A 20,129-nucleotide genomic window follows, 5' to 3' on the forward strand; every position below is an offset into this window, starting at 1 on the left:
GGTGGGGGGTGTGGGGGGGGGGGGGGGGGGGGGGGGGTGGGGGGGGGGGCGGGGGCCCCCGCGCGGGGGCGGGGGGGCGGGGCGGGGGGGCCCCCCCCCCCCCCGGACCCGGTCAGACGCCGACCGGGGTCTTGGCCTTCATCTTGTGCAGCTCGGGGACCACCTTCTCCCCGAACAGCTTGAGGCTGGCCTCGACCTTGTCGTAGGGCAGCCCCGCGTAGGAGAACGCCGCGTTGGCCAGGAAGTCCCCCACCACGTCGCGGCGGTGGGCGTACTTCTCCACGATCTGCTCCGGCGTCCCGTAGACGTTGGCCTCGACGTAGGCGGCCGCGGCGGCCTCCATGCCGGCCTCCCGGATCATGTCGGCGCCGGCCTGGTAGGCCTCGTAGCCCTTGGTCTCCCGCCAGTGCTTCCCGGCGAAGTCGTAGTGCTTGATGACCGACAGGAAGTACTTGGAGATGTACTCCTGCGCCACGCGGCGGGCCTCCTCCTCGTCCTCGTGGCAGTAGGTGAAGTCCTGCAGCAGGGGCGGGCCGGGGAGCCGGCCGTGCTTCTCCTGGTGCAGGTCCCGCCAGCGGTTCAGCGCCTCGGCGTGGGTCTCGATGTCGTACTGCATGAACGTCATCAGCTGGACGCCGAGGTCGGCGATCGGCGGGATGGAGTCCGGGGACATCGCCACGCCGAAGAGCCGGCCGTCCCACGTCCGCGTGCTGCTGGGCCCAGGGCGCACGGCGACGCGGGGCTGCGGGTAGAGCGGGCCGTCGTTCTGCACGAAGCCGTCGTGCAGGCCGCGGATCACCATCGCCGCGGCCTCGTCGAAGCGCTCGCGCGCCGAGCCCATGTCGGTGTGGAAGCCCTCGTACTCCATCTTCGCCAGCCCGCGGCCCATGCCCAGCAGCACCCGGCCCTGGGACATGTGGTCGAGCATGATCGCCTTCTCGACGACGCGGAGCGGGTCGTTCCACGGCAGGATCACCGCCCCGGTGCCCAGCTTGACCCGCGAGGTGCGTGCGGCCAGGTAGGCCATGATCTGCAGGTTGTCCGGGCACATCGAGTAGTCGTCGAAGTGGTGCTCGGCCGACCACACCGAGTCGAACCCGTACTCCTCGGCGAGCACGCCGAGGTTGAGGTCCCGGGTGAAGACCTCCTCGTCACTCATGTCCTCGAACCAGTTCTGGAAGACGAGCAGCACACCGACGTCCATGGACGATCTCCTCTGGTGGGGTTCCGGGTGGGGCGGGGCGGGCGGGACGGTCAGGGGGTGGCGAACACCGCGCGGGTGTGCTCGGTGTCCAGGTACTCCTTGACGCTCTGGATCCGGCCGTCCCGGACGGTGAAGAGGAAGTGGTAGGCGTTGTTGTAGACGCGGCCGTTGCGAAGCTCGCAGTAGGACTCGGTCTCCACGGCCACGCGGTCGCCCTCGGCGGTCCAGGCGTGCGGGGTGAGGCGGATGGCCCCGGTGGTGGCCAGGCCGGACAGCGAGGACAGCATCTCGCCGAACGCGGCCTTGTCCTTGGTGCCGGAGATCCCCTCGATGCTGCCGGCGACCCACCAGGTGGCCGAGTCCGCCAGGAAGGACAGGATCCCCTCGACGTCGCCGGTGGAGAACACCTCCATGAACTCCGCGACCAGCGCCTTGTTCGCCTCCTCGCGGCTGCGGGTCTCCTGCTGGGTGCTCATGCGCCACTCCTCGTCTCGGTGGGGAGGCCACCGGCGTCCCGGCGGGCCGTGCCTGCAGCGGTGTCCCGACGCTAGGGACGGCGGGAGGGGCGGACCATCCCCGTGCGCCGAGGCGGTTGGAGGTCCGCACAACCGCTAGCGGGCCGTGCCGCCGAAGGAGGCCAGCAGCCCGCCGTCCACCGGCACCGTGGCCCCGGTCATGTAACTGGCGCCGGCCACGGCGACGACGACGTCGGCGATCTCCTCGGCGGTGCCGACCCGCCCGGCCGGGATGGCCGCCAGGATCCGGTCCCGGGCCCGGCCGCTGAGCCCGGCGGTCATCTCGGTGTCCACGAACCCCGGGATGACGAGGTTGACCCGGATCCCGCGCGGCGCGAGCTCGACGGCCAGCACCTGGGTGAGCCCGCTGAGCCCGGCCTTGGCCGAGCCGTAGGCGACGTCCCCGGGGAAGCCGCGCAGGCCCACGACCGCGCCGACGTTGACCACCGCCGAGCCGGGACCCAGCAGGGGGACCGCGGCGCGGCAGACCTCGAAGGCCCCGCTGAGGTTGGTGCCGAGGACCTCGTCCCAGGCCTCGCGCGCGAGGTCCTCGACCCGGCCGCCGCGGTGGACGCCGGCGCAGTTGACGACGACGTCCAGCGACCCGAACCGCTCGCGCACGGCGTCGAGCCCGGCCCGCACCGATGCCGCGTCGGTGACGTCGGCGGTGACCGCCAGCCGCCCGGGGGCCTCGGCGTCCCCGCTCGGGGACCGGGCGAGGGTCGCCACCCGGTCCCCGAGCGCGGCCGCCCGGTCGGCGACGGCGCGGCCGATGCCACGCGACCCGCCGGTGACCAGCCAGGTGCGCACCCGCTGCGTCGTCGCGCTCACCGGTCGAGGAAGCCGACCAGCTCCGCGAGGTACTTGTCGCGCTCCTCGATGAACGGGGCGTGCCCGCTGTGCTCGAACTCGACCAGCCGGGCGTCCGGCCACAGGCCCACGGCGGCCTCGGCGCCGGAGAACGGCACGAAGGCGTCCTGCCGGCCGTGCAGCACCAGGACCGGCGCCTCGATCGTCGCGAGGGTCTTGCGCTGGTCCAGCTCGGCGAGGTCCCGCAGCGAGTCGGTGCCGCGCGGCCCCATCTCGAGGAACATCGCCCACATCCAGTCGACGACCTCGGGGCTGACCGGGGCCGCGCAGACCGCGGAGGCCACCCCCTTGAACGTCGTGGCGGGGTCGCTCTCCACGCCGGCGAGCACCGCCTCGACGTCGGCCACGCCGCCGCCGTGCGGCCAGTCCGGTGCGGCGGTGTAGCGCGGGGTGGCGCCGCCGGTCAGGACCAGCCCGGAGAGGTTCGACCCGAGCCGGGCCGCGGCCTCCACGGCCACCGCCCCGCCGAAGGACCAGCCGTTGAGCACGGGGGCGTCCAGGGACAGCTCCTCGCACAGCCGGGCCACGTCGGCGCCGATGGCCGCGGTGCTGACGTCGTCGAAGTCCTTGTCCGAGCGGCCGCAGGCGCGGTGGTCGAGGGTGACAACCGTGTTGCCGTGGGCCCGCAGGGCGGGCAGGACGCCGTCCCAGCAGCGGGTGGCCATGCCCCAGCCGTGGATCAGCACGATCGGGCGGCCGGACCCCTTGTGGTGCTCGAAGTAGATGCGCCGAGTCCCCTCGACCTCCAGGAACGCCATGGTGTCTCCCTCCAGGCTCGCAACGGTGCGGCGGACGCTAGGGGCGCCGGCGGGCGCGGGGCACCGGTCGGTGCCGAGCGGCGTTGGAGACCCCTACAACGAGGGCGCGGACCCGGACGGCGGCACGGTCGCGCGGAGGCGTTTCTTGTCGATCTTGCCGACGCTGGTCCGCGGCAGCTCCGGGACGACGAGCACCCGTTCGGGCAGCCACCAGCCGGGCACCCGGTCCCGCAGGTGGTCCAGCAGTTCCTCCGGACCGGCCGCGGCGCCGTCGTCGAGCACCACCAGGGCCAGCGGCCGCTCCTGCCAGCGCTCGTGCGGCACGGCGACCACGGCCGCCTCCCGGACGGCGGGGTGGGACAGCAGCGCCTGCTCCAGCTCGACGGAGCTGATCCACTCCCCGCCGCTCTTGATGAGGTCCTTGCTGCGGTCGACGATCTCCAGCCACCCGTCGGGGGTGATGGTGGCGATGTCCCCGGTGCGCAGCCACCCCTGGTGGAAGGACTCGGGGTGCTCGTCGCGGAAGTACCGGGTCGCCACCCAGGGCCCGCGCATCAGCAGCTCACCGCGGTGCACGCCGTCGTGCGGGACGTCGCGCAGCTCGTCGTCGACCAGCCGCCACTCCAGGCCGGGCAGCAGCCGGCCCTGCGTGCGGACGTGGGCGTGGCGGGCGGCGGGGTCGCCGTCGGTGCCGGCCGGGGGCCGGGCGAACGTGCCCATGGGCGAGATCTCGGTCATGCCCCAGCCCTGGTAGACCGGGACGCCGAGGTCGCACTCCAGGGTGCGGATGAGCTCCAGGCTGGGGGTGGAACCGCCCAGGACGAGGGCCCGGAGGCTGCTGAGGTCGGCGCCGGTGGCCCTGGCGTGACGGGCCAGGTCCACGGCGACCGTGGGGACCATGCCCACGTAGGTGACCCGCTCGGCCTCGATGATGCGGGCGATGTCCGGCGGGGTCGGGTGCGGGCCGGGGAGCACCTGGCGGGCACCGGCCATCAGCGCGGCGAACGGGATGCCCCAGGCGTTGGCGTGGAACATCGGGACCACGTGCAGCACCGTGTCCCGCTCGGAGATGGCGTGCCCGTCGGCGAGGCAGGCGGCGAAGGTGTGCAGGTAGAGGGCGCGGTGGGAGTAGCCGACGCCCTTGGGCGGCCCGGTGGTGCCCGAGGTGTAGCAGAGCGCGGCCAGCGCCTCCTCGTCGACCGCGGGCGGGGCGTCGAGCTCCGGGCCGGTGGCCACGAGGTCCTCGTGGTCGAGCAGCCCGGGCTCGCCGTCCGCGCCGTCGGTGACGACGACGAGCAGGTCCGGACGCCGGGCGCGCGCCTGCTCCAGCAGCGGCAGGAGGGAGCGGTCGACGACGACCACCCTGTCCTCCGCGTGCTCGACGATGTAGGCGATCTCGCCCGGGTCCAGGCGCAGGTTCACCGTGTGCAGCACCGCGCCGGCCAGCGGGACGGCCGAGTAGAGCTCCAGGTGCCGGTGGTGGTTCCAGGCCAGGGTGGCCACCCGGTCGCCGGGGCGGACCCCGAGCCGCACCAGCGCCCCGGCCAGGCGGATGACGCGGTCGTGGTGCTCGCGGTGGGTGTAGCGGTGCACCTCGGTGCCCGCGCGGTACTCGACCACCTCCCGGTCGCCGAAGAAGTCGCGGGCCCGCCGGACGAAGCCGGTGATCAGCAGGGGGCTGCTCATCCGGCCACCACGGCCTCGGCCTCGGCCTCGGCCGCCAGCCGCTGCCGCACCTGCGGCACCACCTTGGTGGCGAGGACCTCGATCCGTTCCGATCCGCTCTCCACGGACTCACCGGGCAGCTGCGCCCAGAAGTGCACGTCCTTGATCTGGGGGCGCTCGCGCAGCAGGGCGGTGAGCTCGTCGACCGCCGTCGCCGGGTCCCACAGCGTGAACGCGCCGCCGGCGACGAGCTGGTCGGGGTCGGCGAACTCGGGCACCTGGCCGGGCGGGCCGAAGGCGCCCCAGGTGACGTAGTTGTTGATCTGGTACAGGGCGTGCTCCCCGATGCGGGCCCAGGTGCGCTCCGGGTCGTCGGCGATCACGGCCCACTGCCCGGCGTAGATGCGGCCCTCCTCGACCGGCTTGCCGAGGCGCTCCAGGGCGTCGAGGTAGGACGGCTGGTGGGCGTTCTGCGTGCTGAGGAACCCGTCGCCGATGCGGGCGGCGCGCTCGATCGCCGGGTCGGCCATCGCCCCGACCAGGATGCGCGGCGTCTGCTCCGGGACCGGGGTGACCGGGACGCCGGGCAGGCGGAACCGCCTGCCCTCGTAGGGCTCCCGCGACCCGGACCAGGCCCGCCGGATCAGCTCGATGCTCTCCTCGAGCAGGCTCGGGCGCTGCTTGAGCTCGCGGCCGAAGGCGGCGAACTCCGGCGCCCAGTACCCCTGGCCCAGGCCGAGGTCGAAGCGCCCACCGGTCAGCAGCGAGACGGTCGCGGCGTCCTCGGCCAGCCGGACCGGGTTGTGCAGCGGGGCGACGATGAGGTTGGTCCCGATCCGCATGGTGCTGGTGCGCTGGCCGATCGCCGAGGCCAGGACGAAGGGGGAGGGGGTGTAGCCGTCCTCGACGAAGTGGTGCTCGGTCAGCCACACCGAGCCGATCCCGAGCGACTCGGCCCAGGCGATCTGGTCCAGCGCCTCGGCGTAGAGGGTGCTGAAGGAGCGCGGCCAGCGCGCGGGGTTCCGGAAGTCGTACCAGAGGCCGAAGGTGCAGTCGCGCTCGCTCACGGGCGTCTCCCTCGAGGTGCTCACCGGCCCCGCCCCGGGCGGGGATCGTCGCGGCACAGCCTGGGGCGGGACGCCGGGAGCCGTCACCGGTCGGGTGCGGGCGCGGTTGTAGCCCCCTCCAACGGGCCGGGTCTCAGCCGGCGGCGCCCAGGCCCACGGTCGCGGCCGCCTCCTCCAGCAGCGCGGGGACGTCGTCCTCCAGCGCGGCGGCGTACTCGGTCTGCAGCTGCCCGCCCAGGTGCTGGGTGTAGGCGGCCTCGACGATGGCGGCGAGCTTGAAGAAGGCCAGCCCCTGGTAGTAGGGCAGGTCGGGGACGGCGGCCCCGGTGGCCTGCTCGTACCGGGCCAGCAGGTGCTCGCGGGGCGGGGCGGCCGGCACGCGGGAGACCGCCTGGATCCGCGGCATGGCGCAGGGAGTCACCGGCCGCGGCCCCCAGAAGGCCAGCAGCAGGCCCAGGTCGAGCAGGGGCGCGCCGATGGTGGCCATCTCCCAGTCGATGACGGCGAGCAGCCGCGGGCCGGCCGTGGAGAACAGGCAGTTGTCGAGGTGGTAGTCGCCGTGCACCAGTGCCGGGGGCGGGTCGGCGGGGCGGTGGTCCTCCAGCCACCGGGCGAGCGCCTCCATGCGGGGGAGCGGCCGGCGGGCGATGGACTGCCACTGCCCGTACCAGCGGGGCACCTGCCGGGCGAGGAACTGCTCGGGCCGGCCGAACCCCTCCAGCCCGGCCGCGCGCCAGTCCACCCGGTGGACGGCGGCCAGCGCGTCGACCACGGCGTCGGCGAGCGCGACCGGAGCGGCGGGGTCGCCGGCGTAGGCCGGCGGCAGTGTGTCGGTGATCGACACGGCGTCGGGGACGCGCTCCATCAGCAGGAAGGGCGCGAGGGGGACGGCGGGGTCCTCGCACAGCGCGACCGGCGCCGGAGCGGGGACGGCGGTGCCGGCGAGCGCGGTGAGCAGCCGGTGCTCGCGCGCGACGCTGTGCGCCGACGTCGACAGCGCGTGCCGCGGTGGGCGGCGCAGCACGTACTCGACGCCGTCCCCGCGGACCAGGCACGTCTCGTTGGAGTTGCCCCCGGTCAGGCGGGCCAGCTCCCACGGGCCGGGCGAGCCGGTGTGGCGGCCGAGCCACTCCGCGAGCGCGTCGGCCACCCGGGTGCCCGTCGTCGTGCCGGTCACTGGGCGGCCACGGCGACCTCGAGGTGGTCGCGGAAGCGGGCGAGGGCCTCGGCGCGCCGGGTGGGGACGTGCTCGGTGGGGACCGCCCGGGGCGTGTAGTCGCGCAGCACCCGCCGGGCGACGGTCACCCGGTGCACCTCGTCGGGACCGTCGTAGATGCGGGCCGCCCGCGCCCACCGGTACATCTGCTCCAGCGGCATGTCGGTGGAGAAGCCCAGCGAGCCGTGTACCTGGATCGCCCGGTCGATGACGTCGTGCAGCACGGTCGCGCCGTGGTACTTGATCATCGCGATCTCGGTGCGGGCCGCGGACGCGCCGACCTGGTCGATCTTCCAGGCCGCCTGCAGGGTGAGCAGCCGGGCCGCCTCGATCGCGGCCTTGGAGTCGGCGACCCAGTTCTGCACCGTCTGCTTCTCCGACAGCAGGCTGCCGTGGACGTCGATGCTGACCGCGCGCTCGCAGAGCATGTCGAACGCGCGCCGGCAGACGCCGATCCAGCGCATGCAGTGGTGGATGCGGCCGGGGCCGAGGCGCTTCTGCGCCAGGGTGAAGGCCTGCCCGCGTTCACCCAGCAGGTTCTCCGCGGGCACGCGGACGTCGTCGTAGGTGACCTCGCAGTGCGACCACACGGGGTGCCGGCCGTCGGTGTCGTTCATCAGGCCGAGCTCCCGGATCCCGATGCCCGGCGTCGACCGCGGGACGATCAGCATCGACATCCGCTGGTGCGGCGGGGCGTCGGGCTCGGTGACCGCCATGACGATGTGGAAGTCGGCGCGGCCGGCGTTGCCGACGAACCACTTCCGCCCGTTGAGCACCCACTCGCCGTCCACCAGCCGGGCGTTGCTGGTGAACTGGCGCGGGTCGGAGCCGGTGCCCTGCTCGGTCATCGAGAAGGCGCTGAGCAGCCGGCCGTCGAGCAGCGGGTGCATCCACCGCTGCTTCTGCTCCTCGGTGCCGGCGATGGCGAGCAGCTCGGCGTTGCCGGAGTCCGGCGCCTGGCAGCCGAAGACGTAGGGCGCGAGCTCCGTCGTCCCGAGGATCTCGTGGAGCAGCCCCAGGCGGAGCTGCCCGTACCCCTGGCCACCGAGCGCCGGGTCCAGGTGGGCGGCCCACAGCTGCTGCTCCTTCACCTGCTCCTGCAGGGGAGCGGCCAGCCGGCGGAACTCGGCGTGGTCGAGGTCCAGGGTCTCCAGCGGGTAGATCTCCGTGCGGACGAACTCGCGGGCCCAGTCCAGCTTCGCGGCGAAGTCCGGCTCGGTGGAGAAGTCCCAGGCCATGCGGCCTCCTCGATCAGCTTCGCGCGGGGGTCGTCGACGGCCGGGTGCCGTAGCTCCTGCCCCGACGGAGACGACGCTAGGAAGCGGCCGCAGGGGCGGCCAGCGCCCGGCGCGGTGCCGGTTGTAGGGATGCACAAGGGGGTCGGGCGGCCCGACGGGGGCGCCGGACCGGGGCCGTACCCTCGACTTCCGTGAGTCTCACCATCGGCATCGTCGGGCTGCCCAACGTCGGCAAGTCGACGCTGTTCAACGCGCTGACCAAGAACGACGTCCTGGCCGCGAACTACCCGTTCGCCACCATCGAGCCCAACGTCGGTGTGGTCGGCGTCCCGGACCCGCGGCTGGGGAAGCTGGCGGAGCTCTTCGGCTCTCAGAAGGTCATCCCGGCGACGGTGTCGTTCGTCGACATCGCCGGCATCGTGCGCGGCGCGTCCGAGGGGGCGGGGCTCGGCAACAAGTTCCTGGCCAACATCCGGGAGAGCGACGCGATCTGCCAGGTGATCCGGGTGTTCACCGACCCCGACGTGGTGCACGTCGAGGGCAAGGTCGACCCGGCCGACGACATCGAGACGATCAACACCGAGCTCGTCCTCGCCGACATGCAGACGCTGGAGAAGGCGCTCCCGCGGCTGGAGAAGGAGGCGAAGAAGGACAAGGAGCGCGCCGCGCTGCTGTCCGCCGCCCTCGACGCGCAGAAGGTGCTCGACGAGGGCCGGACCCTGTTCGCCGCCGGCGTCGACCCCGAGCCGCTGCGCGAGCTGAGCCTGCTGACCACCAAGCCCTTCCTCTACGTGTTCAACGTGGACGAGGAGGAGCTGGCCAACGAGGAGCTGATCTCCTCGCTGCGGGCGATGGTCGCGCCGGCCGAGGCGATCCTCATGGACGCCAAGATCGAGGCCGAGCTCGCCGAGCTGCCCGAGGAGGAGGCCGCCGAGCTGCTCGCCGGCATCGGCCAGGAGGAGCCCGGGCTGCACCAGCTGGCCCGCGTCGGCTTCGCGACCCTCGGCCTGCAGACCTACCTGACCGCCGGGCCCAAGGAGGCCCGCGCCTGGACGATCCCGGTCGGGGCGACCGCGCCCCAGGCGGCCGGCGTCATCCACACCGACTTCCAGCGCGGCTTCATCAAGGCCGAGATCGTCTCCTTCGACCAGCTCGTGGAGGCCGGGTCGATGCAGGAGGCCAAGGCCCGCGGCTGGGTCCGCATGGAGGGCAAGGACTACGTCATGGCCGACGGCGACGTCGTGGAGTTCCGCTTCAACGTCTGACCCTCGGACGAGCGCGCCCCTCCCGCCGCCGTCGCGCTGGCTCATCACCCGATGCGGCTCAGCGGGTCCGGTAGCGCAGGTAGACCAGTCCGCTGTCGAAGGCACGCTCCTCGAGCAGCTCCAGATCGAGGCGCACGCCGTCGGGGAAGAACCGCTTGCCGCCGCCGACCACGCTCGTCGTGACGAAGAGGTGGTACTCGTCCACCAGGCCGGCCGCGATCGCCTGGGCAGCGAGAGTCGGGCCGTCGACGGTGAGGTCGTGGTCGGCCTCGGCCTTGAGCCGGCGGACCGCGTCCGGGTCGAAGGTCCGCTCGATCCTGGTCCTCTCGCTCGACACCGACTCCAGCGTCGTGGAGTAGACGACCTTCTCCGCGGCCTGCCAGTCGCGCGCGTACTGCACGATGTGCGGCGGCGCGTCGGGCAGGGTGTGCGCGGTCTCCCAGAAGACCATCGTCTCGTACATGCGTCGGCCGTAGAGGTACGTGCCGACGGGCCGGAAGCGGTCGCCGATGAAGGTGTGCACCTCCGGGTCCTCGGCTCCGGTGCCGAGGTCGCCCTCGGCTGCCTCGGCGTAGCCGTCGAGCGAGGTGATCATCCCGTAGATGAGCGAGGCCATGCGTCCCCTTCGGGTACGAGGTCGTCCGTTCCCTGGCGGTCTGGAGGCGGTGACCGGCGCGGGACCCGGAACTCATCGATCGGGCGGCCGGCCCGTACCGTCGGGTCCGGTACGGACCGCGGCCCGCGTCGTGGGTGCACCTGCACCGTCCCGGAGCCTCCGGATCCGGTCCGTGTGTCGGCACCTCCCGTGAGGGGAGGTGGTCCGGCGTCGTCACGAGGACCGCACCGCTCACTGCGTCGCGCCCGGAGGATCACCCCAGGGGGTCGAGGACCTCCTGCAGGATGGGCGGGCCCAGCCAGGCGACGTCCGGGACCGGCTGGAGCGCCCACGCCGGCGGCTCGGTGCCGTGCACCTGCGCGGCTGTGCGGGCGAACTGGCGCTCGAAGCCGGCGGGGGTGCACACGAGCAGGTACCGCGCTGCGGCGTCACGGCGGTTGGCCAGTGCGTGCGCCGCGCCGCGCGGGGCGAAGGCCAGTTGTCCCGCGGTCCGGGCGAGGAGTGCCTCGCCGACGCGGAAGACGAGCTCGCCGCCCAGGACGTAGAAGGTCTCGTCGAAGTCGTGGCGGTGCAGCGGCGGCCCCGCGCTGCGGGGCGGGACGACGTTCTCCACGACGGACAGGAGGCCGTGGCTGTCCTCACTGCGCAGGAGGACGGTGCTGCGGAGGTCGACCGGCATGGCCTTCTCCTCGGGGTCCTCGGTGGGCGGCGCGGTCAGGCGCCGGCGGGTTCGAACAGCTCGACGGGGTTGCCGGCGGGGTCCTCGACCAGGACCTGCCGGCCTCCGGGGCCGGTCACGACGTCGTTGCGGAAGACGACGCCCGCGGCGCGCAGCCGCCTCACCTCGGCGTCGAGGTCGTCCACGACGAGGTGGATGCGGTTCCAGCCGCCGGGCGCCGGTGTGCGGCCGTCGGGTCCGGGCCGTCCTGCCGTGCTGGCCGGGCCGCTGACGAGCAGCCGTAGCGCGCCCCGCACCAGCTCGGCGAGGGCCGGCCGGGCGTCGGCCCGGAGAGCGAAGCCGAGTCGGCCCGCGTAGAACGCGACGGCGAGATCGACGTCGTCGACCAGGTACCGGACGCTGCCCAGCGTGGCGTGGGTGTGCTCACGAGTGTCCACGGGCGGTTCTCCTCCACTGGCTGTCACAACGACGCGGTCGGCGCCGTCACAGCACTGACGGACCGCGGCGGGAGGATGTGACCGGTGGGCGAGGACCCGGAACGAGCCGAGAGGTTGCTGGCGGAGCAGTTCCAGGCGCACCGCGTCCACCTGCGAGCGGTCGCGCGCCGCATCCTCGGCTCCACCGACGAGGCCGACGACGCCGTCCAGGAGGCGTGGCTGCGCGTGCAGCGCAACGGGGTCACCGGCGTGGACAACCTGGGCGGCTGGCTGACCACGGTCGTCGGCCGGGTGTGCCTTGACATGCTGCGCCACCGGAGCGCGCGCCGGGAGGAGCCGCTGGGGCCGGACGTGGCGGACCCCGAGGGCGGGCCCGAGCCGGAGGGTGAGGCGGTGCTGGCCGACTCCGTCGGCCTCGCGCTGCTCGTCGTGCTGGACACGCTGACGCCCCCGGAGCGACTCGCGTTCGTGCTGCACGACCTCTTCGCCGTCCCGTTCGCCGACGTCGCGGCCGTCCTCGACCGGAGCCCGGCCGCTGCGCGCCAGCTCGCCAGCCGTGCCCGGCGCCGGGTGCAGGGGGCGGCTCCGGACGCCGCGGGTGCCTCGGACGCCGGGCGCCGTCAGGAGGTGGTGCAGGCGTTCCTCGCCGCCGCACGCGAGGGGGACTTCGCGGGGCTGCTGGCCGTCCTCGACCCGGATGTCGTGCTCCGGGCCGACGCCGCCGTCCCCGACCTCGGCGGGCTCGAGCGGCTCAGCGGCCGCGAGGCGGTCGCCCGTGCCTTCCTCGGCAAGGCGCAGGCCGCGCGCGCCGCGCTGCTCGACGGAGCCGTCGGTGCCGGGTTCGTGTCGGACGGCCGGCTCCGCGGGGCGCTGGAGTTCGTCGTGTCCGGCGGTCGGATCGTCGCGGTGGAGGTCGTCTCGGACCCGGTCGTCCTCGCCGCCCTCGACGTCGTGCTGCTCGAGACCTGAGCGCCGCCGGGCTCGTGGCCCCGCCAGTCGCGACGAGGCGGGGACCGGACGCCGACGAGCGCCGTCGGGTGCCCGGGACCCGGCAGCCGGTCAGACCCGTCCGCGGAGGATGCGACGGAAGTAGATCCTCGGCAGCACGTAGCGGTCGATGAACCAGGTCGTGCGGCGGGGCTTGACGGGGTCGACGAACGGCACCGACGGGGACGGTCGCCCGTCGCGGTCGACCTCGACCAGCACGAGCTCGCGCCGGCTCAGCGTGATGGGGATGACCGTGTAGCCGTCGTACCGCTGCAGCGGCTCCCCGTCCCGGGCTGCCGCGATGTTCTGCGCCAGGACGTCGACCTGGCGCCGCAGGGCTCCGCCCGAGGGGCGGGTGGCCACGTCGGCCGCGTCGCCCAGCGCCCAGATCGAGCCGTGCCGGCGCGACCGCAGCGTGTGCGCGTCCACGTCGACCAGGCCGGGGGTCGGGTCGGCGGCGAGGCCGGCGTCCGCGATCCAGCGCGGCGCCCGCTGGTGGGGGACGGCGTGGGCGAAGGCGACGTCCTCCAGGACCCGCCGTCCGGCGCCGGTCGTGAGGGTGACCGCGTGGACGTCCCAGTCCACGCGCTCGATGCGGGCCTCACGCAGCACCTCGATGCCGTGGCCGGCGAAGGCCCGTTCCAGCACGTCGTCGGCCGCCGGGACACCCGTCGCGGTCGCGTCGGGCAGCGCCAGCCGGACCTGCAGGTCCCGCAGCACACCGGTGCGACGCCAGTGGTCGCACGCCAGGAACAGCGGCTTGAGCGCTGTCGGACCGCAGGACGCCGGCTCCGGTGGGACGGTGAACAGCACGGAGCCGGCGCGCAGCGACGCGAGCCGCGGCCACACCTGCGGCGTGCTGCCCGGCACGTACGTGGAGGCGGCCCAGCCGTCGTGGTAGGCCGGCTGCAGCCCCGGCGTGGCATCCCAGTCCTCCACGAGACCGGGGCAGAGCACGAGGGTCTCGCCGCGCAGTGTGCGCCCGCCGCGCGTCCGCACCGTCATCGCGTCGGGGTCGACCGCCTCGACACCGTCGCGGACCCACCGGCACCCGTCGGGGACGACGTCCCGCATCGGGCGCTCCAGGTCCGCCATCGCCGCCTGGCCGCCGCCGACGTAGTTGAGCAGCGGCTTGTACCGGTGCACCGGTTGGGGAGCCACGACGGTGACGTCGCGGACGCCGTCGCGCAGCAGCCGCGCGGCCAGTGAGATGCCGGCGTTGCCGCCACCGACGACGAGTACCTCGGAGTGCTCCACGTCCGCTCCCGGGGATGGGCCGCGGACCCGTCACCGCCGCAGCTCGGCCACGGTGCCGAGCCTGCCCAACTTCTGCGGGTTGCGCATCGCGTACAGCCGGGTGATCCGGCCGTCCTCGACGACGAAGGTGAGCGCGGTGTCGAAGACGCCGCCCGGGTCGATCCGGGCGGCGACCGCGCCGTTGAGCAGCGGCGTGGTGATCTCCACGCCGGGAGCGAGCTCGGCGAAGCGGGAGAGTGCGCCGGCCACCCGTTCGCGGCCGGTGAGGGGGCGCCGGGCGGCCGGCGCGAGCCCGCCGCTGTCCGCGACCGCGACGACGTCGGGTGCGAGCACGTCCAGGAGCCCCTGCACGTCGCCGGCGGTGACCGCGGCGAGGAACCGGTCCACGACCTGCTGCTGCTCGGTGCGGCTCACCACCATCCGCGGGCGTCGCGCGGCCACGTGCTCGCGTGCCCGGTGCGCGATCTGCCGCACGGCCGCGCTCGACTTGCCGACCGCCTCGGCGATCTCCTCGTAGGGCACGGCGAAGACCTCGTGGAGCACGAGGACGGCGCGCTCGGTGGGCCCGAGCGTCTCCAGCACGGTCAGCATCGCGATCGAGACGCTCTCGGCGAGCTCGACGTCGTCGGCCACGTCCGGGCTGGTGAGCAGCGGCTCGGGGAGCCACTCCCCGACGTAGTCCTCCCGACGGCGGGCCAGCGTGCGCAGCCGGTTGAGCGCCTGGCGGGTGACGATCCGCACCAGGTAGGCCCGCGGGTCCCGCACCGTCGTCCGGTCGACCTCCGCCCACCGCAGCCAGGTCTCCTGCACCACGTCGTCGGCGTCGGCGGCCGAGCCGAGCATCTCGTAGGCGACGGTGAACAGCAGGCCGCGGTGGGCGAGGAACGGGTCGTCGGTCATGCCGGCGCGACGCCCTCCGTCGAGGGGGCCGCCAGCGGGGGCAGGCCGCAGGACGCCGAGAACTCCTGCGACCTGATGCCCAGCGCGACGTTGCTGCGGGCGGTCATGTTCATCACGCCGACCCGGGCGGTCAGCTCGACGAGCGCGGGCGCGCCCAGGTCCGCCAGCAGGGCGGCCGTCATCTCGTCGGTCACGGCCGGCGGGGTCTGGCTCATGGCCTCGGCGTACTCCATCACCCGCCGTTCCAGCGGTGTGAAGACGGCGGACTCGCGCCACCGCGGCACCTCGCGCGCCTTGGCCTCGTCGAGCCCCCGGTTGTGCGTCAGGAAGTAGTGCAGGTCCAGACAGAAGCTGCAGCCGACCACGCCGGCGGCGGCCATGGCGGCGAAGGACGCCAGGTCGCGGTCCAGCCGGTTCCACGAGTCGGCCCTGCGGCCGAGACGGGCCATGTCCTTGAGGACGGCGGGGTGGTGCCACATGACCCCGATCGCGTCGGGGACCACGCCGAAGACCTTGCGGCTCATCGTCGTGAGCAGGGTCCCGTAGATGCCGGTGACCTCCGTCGCGGGGACCCGGGTGCTGCTCGCCATGTCTCCTCCAGGGGTGCGGGGGTGTCGACATGGAGACACCGGCCAGGGCTCGCGTGTGACACCGCGGACGCGGATCGGCTCCGGGAGCGGCCCCCACGCGCGTGGTCGATTGACAGTCGATAGGTAGTAACCGAGACTCGATGGGTCTGGGGCTCCGGTGGGTCCCGAGGCGGCGACGGTCGGAGACCGGTGCGCCGGCGGTGGAGGAGGGCTGCATGCAGAGCGTCGACGTGCTGGTGGTCGGAGCGGGCCTGGCCGGGCTGCACACGGCCACGAGGCTGGCCGAGCGGGGCCACGACGTCCTGCTGGCCGAGCGCCGTCCCGGCCTCACCGGCGCGATCCGCACCACCGGCATCTTCGTCCGGAAGACGCTCGACGACTTCCCGCTGCCGCCCGAGTGCCTCGGGCCGCCGATCCGGCGGGTGGTCCTCTACCCACCCGGTCTGCGCCGCCCGGTGACCCTGGACAGCGACCGCGACGAGTACCGGGTGGGCGACATGGCGCCCCTCTACGTGACCGCGGCCCGTGCGGCTGCCGACGCCGGCGTCCGGATCGCGCTGGGGACCCGCTACGCCGGCCGGCGGGACGGCACCTCCCTGCTCGTCGGGGCGGACGGGCCGATCGAGGTGCGGGCGCGGTTCGTCGTCGGGGCCGACGGCGCCCGCTCGCGGGTCGCCCGCGACCTGGGCCTCGACCGCAACGAGCACCTGCTGGTCGGTGCGGAGGAGGTGTTCGCGGTGCCCCGCGGCGAGCAGCCTCCGGCGTTCCACTGCGTGCTCGACCCCTCGCTGGCTCCCGGTTACCTGGCCTGGGTGGTCAACGACGGGCGGCACGCGCACGTGGGCGTCGCCGGTTACGCCGACCGCTTCCCGGGCGGCATGCGCCGGGCGCTGGAGCGGTTCGCCCCGTCCGCGCCGGGGCTGCCCCGGGGTGCCCGACCGCGGGAGGTGGAGCGGCGCGGGGGACCGATCCCCGTCGGCGGACTGCTCCGCCGCATCGGCTGCGCCGACGGCCTCCTGGTCGGGGACGCGGCGGGCGCGGTCTCCCCGCTCACCGCCGGTGGCCTCGACCCCTGCCTGCGGCTGTCGGAGCACGCCGCCGCCGTCCTCGACGACGCGCTGCGGAGCGGGCGGCCCGACGCGCTGGCCTCCTACGACGGTGCCGCCCTGCGGTCCCGCTTCCGCGGGCGGCTGGCGCTGCGGCGGGGGCTGGCCCAGGTCCGCACGCCCGCCGTCGCGACGGTGGCGTTCACCGCGCTGCGGACGCCGTTCGGGCGGGCCGCCGCCCGCCGCGTCCTCTTCGGCGACCGCTCCTTCCCCGCGCCGTGACGAGGCGGCCAGACTGGCCGGGTGTCGTCGCACCGGCTCGTGCTGATCCGCCACGCCGAGGCCGCTCCCGGTCCGGTCGACCCGGAGCGGCCGCTGACGGCGCGGGGGGAGCAGCGGGCCGCGGCGATCGGGGCCTGGCTGGACCGGGCCGGGCTGGTGCCCGACCGCGTGCTCGTGTCCCCGGCGCGCCGGGCGGTGCAGACCTGGGCGCGGGCCGGCGGCGTCCTGACGTCGGCACCGCAGCCGACCGTCGACGGGCGGGTGCACGACAACACCGTCGAGGCACTGCTCGCGGCCGTGCGCGACACCCCGGAGGACGTCGGCACGCTGGTCGTCGTCGGGCACAACCCGGCGGTCGGGGAGCTGGCGACGGTCCTCGACGACCGGCGCGACGTGGGGCCCGGTTTCCCGGCCGGCGGCGTGGCGGTGTTCGACCTGGGGACCCGCTGGACCGACGTCGTCCCGGGGGCGGCGACGCTGACCGGCGCCACGGTCCCGGGCGCCTGACCCGTACCGGGCCGGCACCGCTGCGCCCTTGACACGTGATCGGGGGCACTCCAGCCTCCAGGTCGAGCCCGGCCGGAGGTCGACGGCCGGGCGACCACGAGATCGCGTGCGCCGAGGTCGATCCCCCCGGACCAGGTGCGGCGCGGGCCGACCCGGACAGAGAGGCCTCCCATGGCACTGGACAACCCCTTCTACAGCCCCGAGGTGCAGGGCCCGTACGAGCTGCACCGGCTGGGCGAGTTCCGGCTCGACGAGGGCGGGGTCATCCCCGACCTGCAGCTCGCCGTCGCCACCTACGGCACGCTCGACGACGCCAAGGGCAACGCGATCCTCATCCCGACGTGGTTCTCCGGCACCCACCAGACCTGGGAGCAGGTCTACATCGGTCCCGGCCGGGCGCTGGACCCGGAGAAGTACTTCATCGTCGTGGTCAACCAGATCGGCAACGGGCTGTCGACGTCGCCGCACAACGCCGACGGGCCCAACAGCTCCATCGCGATGTCGCGGTTCCCCAAGGTGCAGATCAGCGACGACGTGCGGGCCCAGGAGCAGCTGCTCCGCGAGGTGTTCGGCATCGAGCGGCTGCACGCCGTCGTCGGCGGCTCGATGGGTGCCCAGCAGACGTGGGAGTGGGCGGTGCGGTTCCCCGAGAAGGTGCTGCGGGCCGCGCCGATCGCCGGCACCGCCCGCAACACCCCGCACGACTTCCTCTTCACCCAGACGCTGCTCGACGCGATCACCGACGACCCGGGCTGGAACGGCGGGGAGTACGCGTCGAACGCCGACGTCGCGCGCGGTCTGGCCCGGCACGCGGACCTGTGGGCGGTGATGGGCCTGTCCACCGAGTTCTGGAAGACCGAGTTCTGGCGCAACGTCGAGCTGCCCGACGTCACCTGGGACGACGAGATCGAGTTCAAGGACCGGTTCATCCGCGCGGTGTTCAGCGCCATGGACCCGAACTCGCTGCTGGTCCAGGGGTGGAAGTGGCAGCGGTGCGACGTCACCTGCAACACCGACGGCGACCTCTCGGCCGCGCTGGGCAGGATCACGGCCAAGGTGTTCGCGATGCCGATCGACGAGGACATGTTCTTCCCGGTCCGCGACGTCCAGGCCGAGCAGGAACTGGTCCCCGGCAGCGAGCTGCGCGTGCTGCACTCCGTCGCCGGCCACTTCGGCCTGTTCGGGTTCGAGGAGACCTACCTCAAGGAGGTCGACGACCACCTCACCGAGCTGCTCACCTCGCCGGTCTGACCGGCGGGGGGGGGGGGGGGGGGGGGGGGGGGGGGCCCGGCCCCCCCCCCCCCCCCCCCCCCCCCGCCTCAGTCGGGCAGGAGGACGCCGGGGTTGCAGACGCCCCGCGGGTCCAGCCGCTGCTTGACCGCCCGCAGCACGTCGACCCCGAGCGGGCCGAGCTCCCGCTCCAGCCACGGGCGGTGGTCGGCGCCCACGGCGTGGTGGTGGGTGAGCGTGCCCCCGGCGGCCACCAGCGCGTCGGTCACCGCCCGCTTGGCGACCAGCCACTGCTGGATGGGCAGGTCGTCGTCGCGGTCGGCGAGCACCGTGACGTACAGCGAGGCGCCGGTGGCGTAGCCGTGCGAGACGTGGCTGAGCACCAGCGGCGTCCGGCCCCGGCCGCCGAGCGACTCGCGCAGGGCCCGGCGGACGGCGTCGTAGACCCCCGGCAGATCGGTCCAGGTGGCCGCGGTCTCGAGGGTCTCGACCAGCAGGCCGGCGTCCATCAGGGAGTCGCGCAGGTAGGGCGCGCCGAAGCGGTGCCTGCGCCAGGACTCCCCGACCCGCCGACCCACCCGCGCGGCCCCGCCGTCGCGCAGCTCCGACGCCGCGGCCTGTCTCCTCGCCCGCACCAGCTGCGGCAGCCCCTCCCAGCCGACCACGAGCAGGCAGCCCCCGCCGCGCCGGCGGGCGCGCAGCGAGCCGCGGAGGGCCCGCGCGCCGGCGCCGCCGCTCATGAGCAGGTTGGCCCGGGTCTCGTCGGGGTCGGACAGCCGGACGACGTCGGGCAGCAGACCGTGGCGCGCCAGCCGCTGCAGCGCGGCCAGCCCGGCCGCCCAGGAGCGGAACGACCAGCCCTCGTACCGGCCGGCCGGCGTCCGCGGCCGGACCCGCAGCCGCAGCTCGGTGATGATCCCCAGCGCGCCCTCGGAGCCCAGCGCGAGGGCCAGCAGGTCCGGTCCGGCGGCCGAGGCCGGCGGGTGCCCGAGCTGCAGCACGCCGGTGGGGGTGGCCAGGGTCAGCCCGGCCACGAGGTCGTCGAAGCGGCCCAGCCCGGTGGAGGCCTGCCCCGCCGACCGGGTCGCCGCGTAGCCGCCCAGGGTGGCGAACTCCCAGCTCTGCGGCAGGTGGCCGAGGGTCAGGCCGTGCCGGTCCAGGTGCTCCTCCAGCGCCGGGCCGCGCAGGCCGGGGCCCACGGTGACCAGGGACGACGGCACGTCCAGGCCGGTCACCCCCGCCATGCGGGCGAGGTCGACCGAGATCGAGGGCCGGTCGTCGGCGTCGATGCCCGACAGCCCGCCGACGACGCTGGTGCCGCCGCCGAAGGGCACGACGACGACGCCCATCTCGCTGCACAGCGTCAGCAGCGCGGCGGTCTGCTCGGTGCTGCCGGGGGTCACGACGGCGTCCGGGGCGTCGGAGGCGTCGCCCTCGCGCCGGCGCAGCAGGTCCAGGTAGCTCTTGCCCCCGGCGTGCCGCAGCCGGCTGTCGCGGTCGGTGCGCACGTGCTCCTCGCCGAGCAGCTCGACCAGCCGCAGCCGGCACTCCTCGGCCAGCCGGGAGGGGGCCAGCCGGATCTCGTCGACGGGCACCGGCGGCGTGGACCGCGGCGTCCAGTCCAGCTCCCGGGCCAGGTGCCGGCGGGCGGCCTTGGGCAGCACCTCGGCCAGCGGCGGGAAGGGGGCGAACTCGAGCGTGCCGTCGCCGCCCTCCCGCCCGACGGCCACCGTCGCGTCGCGGGGGCGGGTGGGGGCGCCCCAGCCCTGGATCGTCAGTTCGGGCTGTTCCGGCACGGCT

The 20,129-nt window shown here is 74.5% G+C and carries 20 protein-coding genes; 5 read left to right on the forward strand and 15 right to left on the reverse strand.

The window, feature by feature from the left end; translation table 11 throughout:
• Window positions 1-112: 112 nt before the first annotated feature.
• From ACI79E_RS08175 to ACI79E_RS08210, 8 genes are all read right to left on the reverse strand, one after another.
• A complete protein-coding gene (locus tag ACI79E_RS08175; RefSeq protein WP_456932027.1) occupies window positions 113-1,204 on the reverse strand; it encodes an LLM class flavin-dependent oxidoreductase in 1,092 nt (363 codons plus the stop codon).
• Window positions 1,205-1,254: 50 nt separating this feature from the next.
• Window positions 1,255-1,680: a nuclear transport factor 2 family protein gene (locus ACI79E_RS08180; RefSeq protein ID WP_456932028.1), complete on the reverse strand. Its 426-nt coding sequence runs from the start codon at window positions 1,678-1,680 to the stop codon at window positions 1,255-1,257.
• Window positions 1,681-1,815: 135 nt separating this feature from the next.
• The gene (locus tag ACI79E_RS08185) at window positions 1,816-2,550 is read right to left on the reverse strand and encodes an SDR family NAD(P)-dependent oxidoreductase (protein ID WP_456932029.1); all 735 of its coding nucleotides are present in this window, start codon (window positions 2,548-2,550) and stop codon (window positions 1,816-1,818) included.
• Window positions 2,547-3,347, reverse strand: coding sequence for an alpha/beta fold hydrolase (locus tag ACI79E_RS08190; protein ID WP_456932030.1), 801 nt, complete (start codon window positions 3,345-3,347; stop codon window positions 2,547-2,549). Before ACI79E_RS08190 ends, ACI79E_RS08185 begins: the two co-directional genes overlap by 4 nt.
• A gap of 93 nt (window positions 3,348-3,440) precedes the next feature.
• Window positions 3,441-5,033 carry a long-chain fatty acid--CoA ligase gene (locus ACI79E_RS08195; protein ID WP_456932031.1) on the reverse strand — a complete coding sequence of 531 codons (1,593 nt, stop codon included), beginning with the start codon at window positions 5,031-5,033 and terminating at the stop codon, window positions 3,441-3,443.
• The gene (locus ACI79E_RS08200; RefSeq protein WP_456932032.1) at window positions 5,030-6,079 is read right to left on the reverse strand and encodes an LLM class flavin-dependent oxidoreductase; all 1,050 of its coding nucleotides are present in this window, start codon (window positions 6,077-6,079) and stop codon (window positions 5,030-5,032) included. Before ACI79E_RS08200 ends, ACI79E_RS08195 begins: the two co-directional genes overlap by 4 nt.
• 133 nt (window positions 6,080-6,212) lie before the next feature.
• The gene (locus ACI79E_RS08205; RefSeq protein WP_456932033.1) at window positions 6,213-7,256 is read right to left on the reverse strand and encodes a phosphotransferase family protein; all 1,044 of its coding nucleotides are present in this window, start codon (window positions 7,254-7,256) and stop codon (window positions 6,213-6,215) included.
• Entirely contained in the window at window positions 7,253-8,533 is a 1,281-nt protein-coding gene (locus ACI79E_RS08210; RefSeq protein ID WP_456932034.1) for an acyl-CoA dehydrogenase family protein, read from the reverse strand. The genes ACI79E_RS08205 and ACI79E_RS08210 overlap by 4 nt, the downstream gene beginning before the upstream one ends.
• A gap of 191 nt (window positions 8,534-8,724) precedes the next feature.
• On the opposite strand from ACI79E_RS08210, the gene ychF reads away from it, so the two are divergent.
• Window positions 8,725-9,798, forward strand: coding sequence for a redox-regulated ATPase YchF (ychF, locus tag ACI79E_RS08215; protein WP_456932035.1), 1,074 nt, complete (start codon window positions 8,725-8,727; stop codon window positions 9,796-9,798).
• Window positions 9,799-9,856: 58 nt separating this feature from the next.
• Here the strand turns inward: ychF and ACI79E_RS08220 are convergent, their stop codons facing one another.
• The 3 genes from ACI79E_RS08220 to ACI79E_RS08230 form a co-directional block, all read right to left on the reverse strand.
• Window positions 9,857-10,414, reverse strand: coding sequence for a dihydrofolate reductase family protein (locus tag ACI79E_RS08220; RefSeq protein ID WP_456932036.1), 558 nt, complete (start codon window positions 10,412-10,414; stop codon window positions 9,857-9,859).
• A gap of 253 nt (window positions 10,415-10,667) precedes the next feature.
• A complete protein-coding gene (locus ACI79E_RS08225; RefSeq protein WP_456932037.1) occupies window positions 10,668-11,093 on the reverse strand; it encodes a cupin domain-containing protein in 426 nt (141 codons plus the stop codon).
• 35 nt (window positions 11,094-11,128) lie between these two features.
• Window positions 11,129-11,530: a VOC family protein gene (locus tag ACI79E_RS08230; protein ID WP_456932038.1), complete on the reverse strand. Its 402-nt coding sequence runs from the start codon at window positions 11,528-11,530 to the stop codon at window positions 11,129-11,131.
• 84 nt (window positions 11,531-11,614) lie between these two features.
• Between ACI79E_RS08230 and ACI79E_RS08235 the strand changes: the two genes are divergently transcribed.
• Window positions 11,615-12,499 carry a sigma-70 family RNA polymerase sigma factor gene (locus tag ACI79E_RS08235; RefSeq protein ID WP_456932039.1) on the forward strand — a complete coding sequence of 295 codons (885 nt, stop codon included), beginning with the start codon at window positions 11,615-11,617 and terminating at the stop codon, window positions 12,497-12,499.
• Window positions 12,500-12,589: 90 nt separating this feature from the next.
• Here ACI79E_RS08235 and ACI79E_RS08240 read toward each other — a convergent pair whose 3' ends face one another.
• The 3 genes from ACI79E_RS08240 to ACI79E_RS08250 are packed head-to-tail and all read right to left on the reverse strand — an operon-like array spanning window position 12,590 to window position 15,264.
• Complete coding sequence (locus tag ACI79E_RS08240; RefSeq protein ID WP_456932040.1) at window positions 12,590-13,774, reverse strand: NAD(P)/FAD-dependent oxidoreductase; 1,185 nt, start codon at window positions 13,772-13,774, stop codon at window positions 12,590-12,592.
• 30 nt (window positions 13,775-13,804) lie between these two features.
• Complete coding sequence (locus tag ACI79E_RS08245) at window positions 13,805-14,674, reverse strand: RNA polymerase sigma-70 factor (RefSeq protein WP_456932041.1); 870 nt, start codon at window positions 14,672-14,674, stop codon at window positions 13,805-13,807.
• The gene (locus ACI79E_RS08250; protein ID WP_456932042.1) at window positions 14,671-15,264 is read right to left on the reverse strand and encodes a carboxymuconolactone decarboxylase family protein; all 594 of its coding nucleotides are present in this window, start codon (window positions 15,262-15,264) and stop codon (window positions 14,671-14,673) included. The genes ACI79E_RS08245 and ACI79E_RS08250 overlap by 4 nt, the downstream gene beginning before the upstream one ends.
• Before the next feature lie 215 nt (window positions 15,265-15,479).
• Between ACI79E_RS08250 and ACI79E_RS08255 the strand changes: the two genes are divergently transcribed.
• The 3 genes from ACI79E_RS08255 (at window position 15,480) to ACI79E_RS08265 (ending at window position 18,350) form a co-directional block, all read left to right on the forward strand.
• Complete coding sequence (locus tag ACI79E_RS08255) at window positions 15,480-16,592, forward strand: NAD(P)/FAD-dependent oxidoreductase (protein WP_456932043.1); 1,113 nt, start codon at window positions 15,480-15,482, stop codon at window positions 16,590-16,592.
• Window positions 16,593-16,613: 21 nt separating this feature from the next.
• Complete coding sequence (locus ACI79E_RS08260; protein WP_456932044.1) at window positions 16,614-17,099, forward strand: SixA phosphatase family protein; 486 nt, start codon at window positions 16,614-16,616, stop codon at window positions 17,097-17,099.
• 171 nt (window positions 17,100-17,270) lie between these two features.
• Window positions 17,271-18,350, forward strand: coding sequence for an alpha/beta fold hydrolase (locus ACI79E_RS08265; RefSeq protein WP_456932045.1), 1,080 nt, complete (start codon window positions 17,271-17,273; stop codon window positions 18,348-18,350).
• Between the two features lie 68 nt (window positions 18,351-18,418).
• Here the strand turns inward: ACI79E_RS08265 and ACI79E_RS08270 are convergent, their stop codons facing one another.
• Complete coding sequence (locus tag ACI79E_RS08270) at window positions 18,419-20,125, reverse strand: FAD-binding oxidoreductase (RefSeq protein WP_456932046.1); 1,707 nt, start codon at window positions 20,123-20,125, stop codon at window positions 18,419-18,421.
• Window positions 20,126-20,129: the final 4 nt, after the last annotated feature.

This window comes from Geodermatophilus sp. SYSU D00079, from assembly GCF_054050635.1.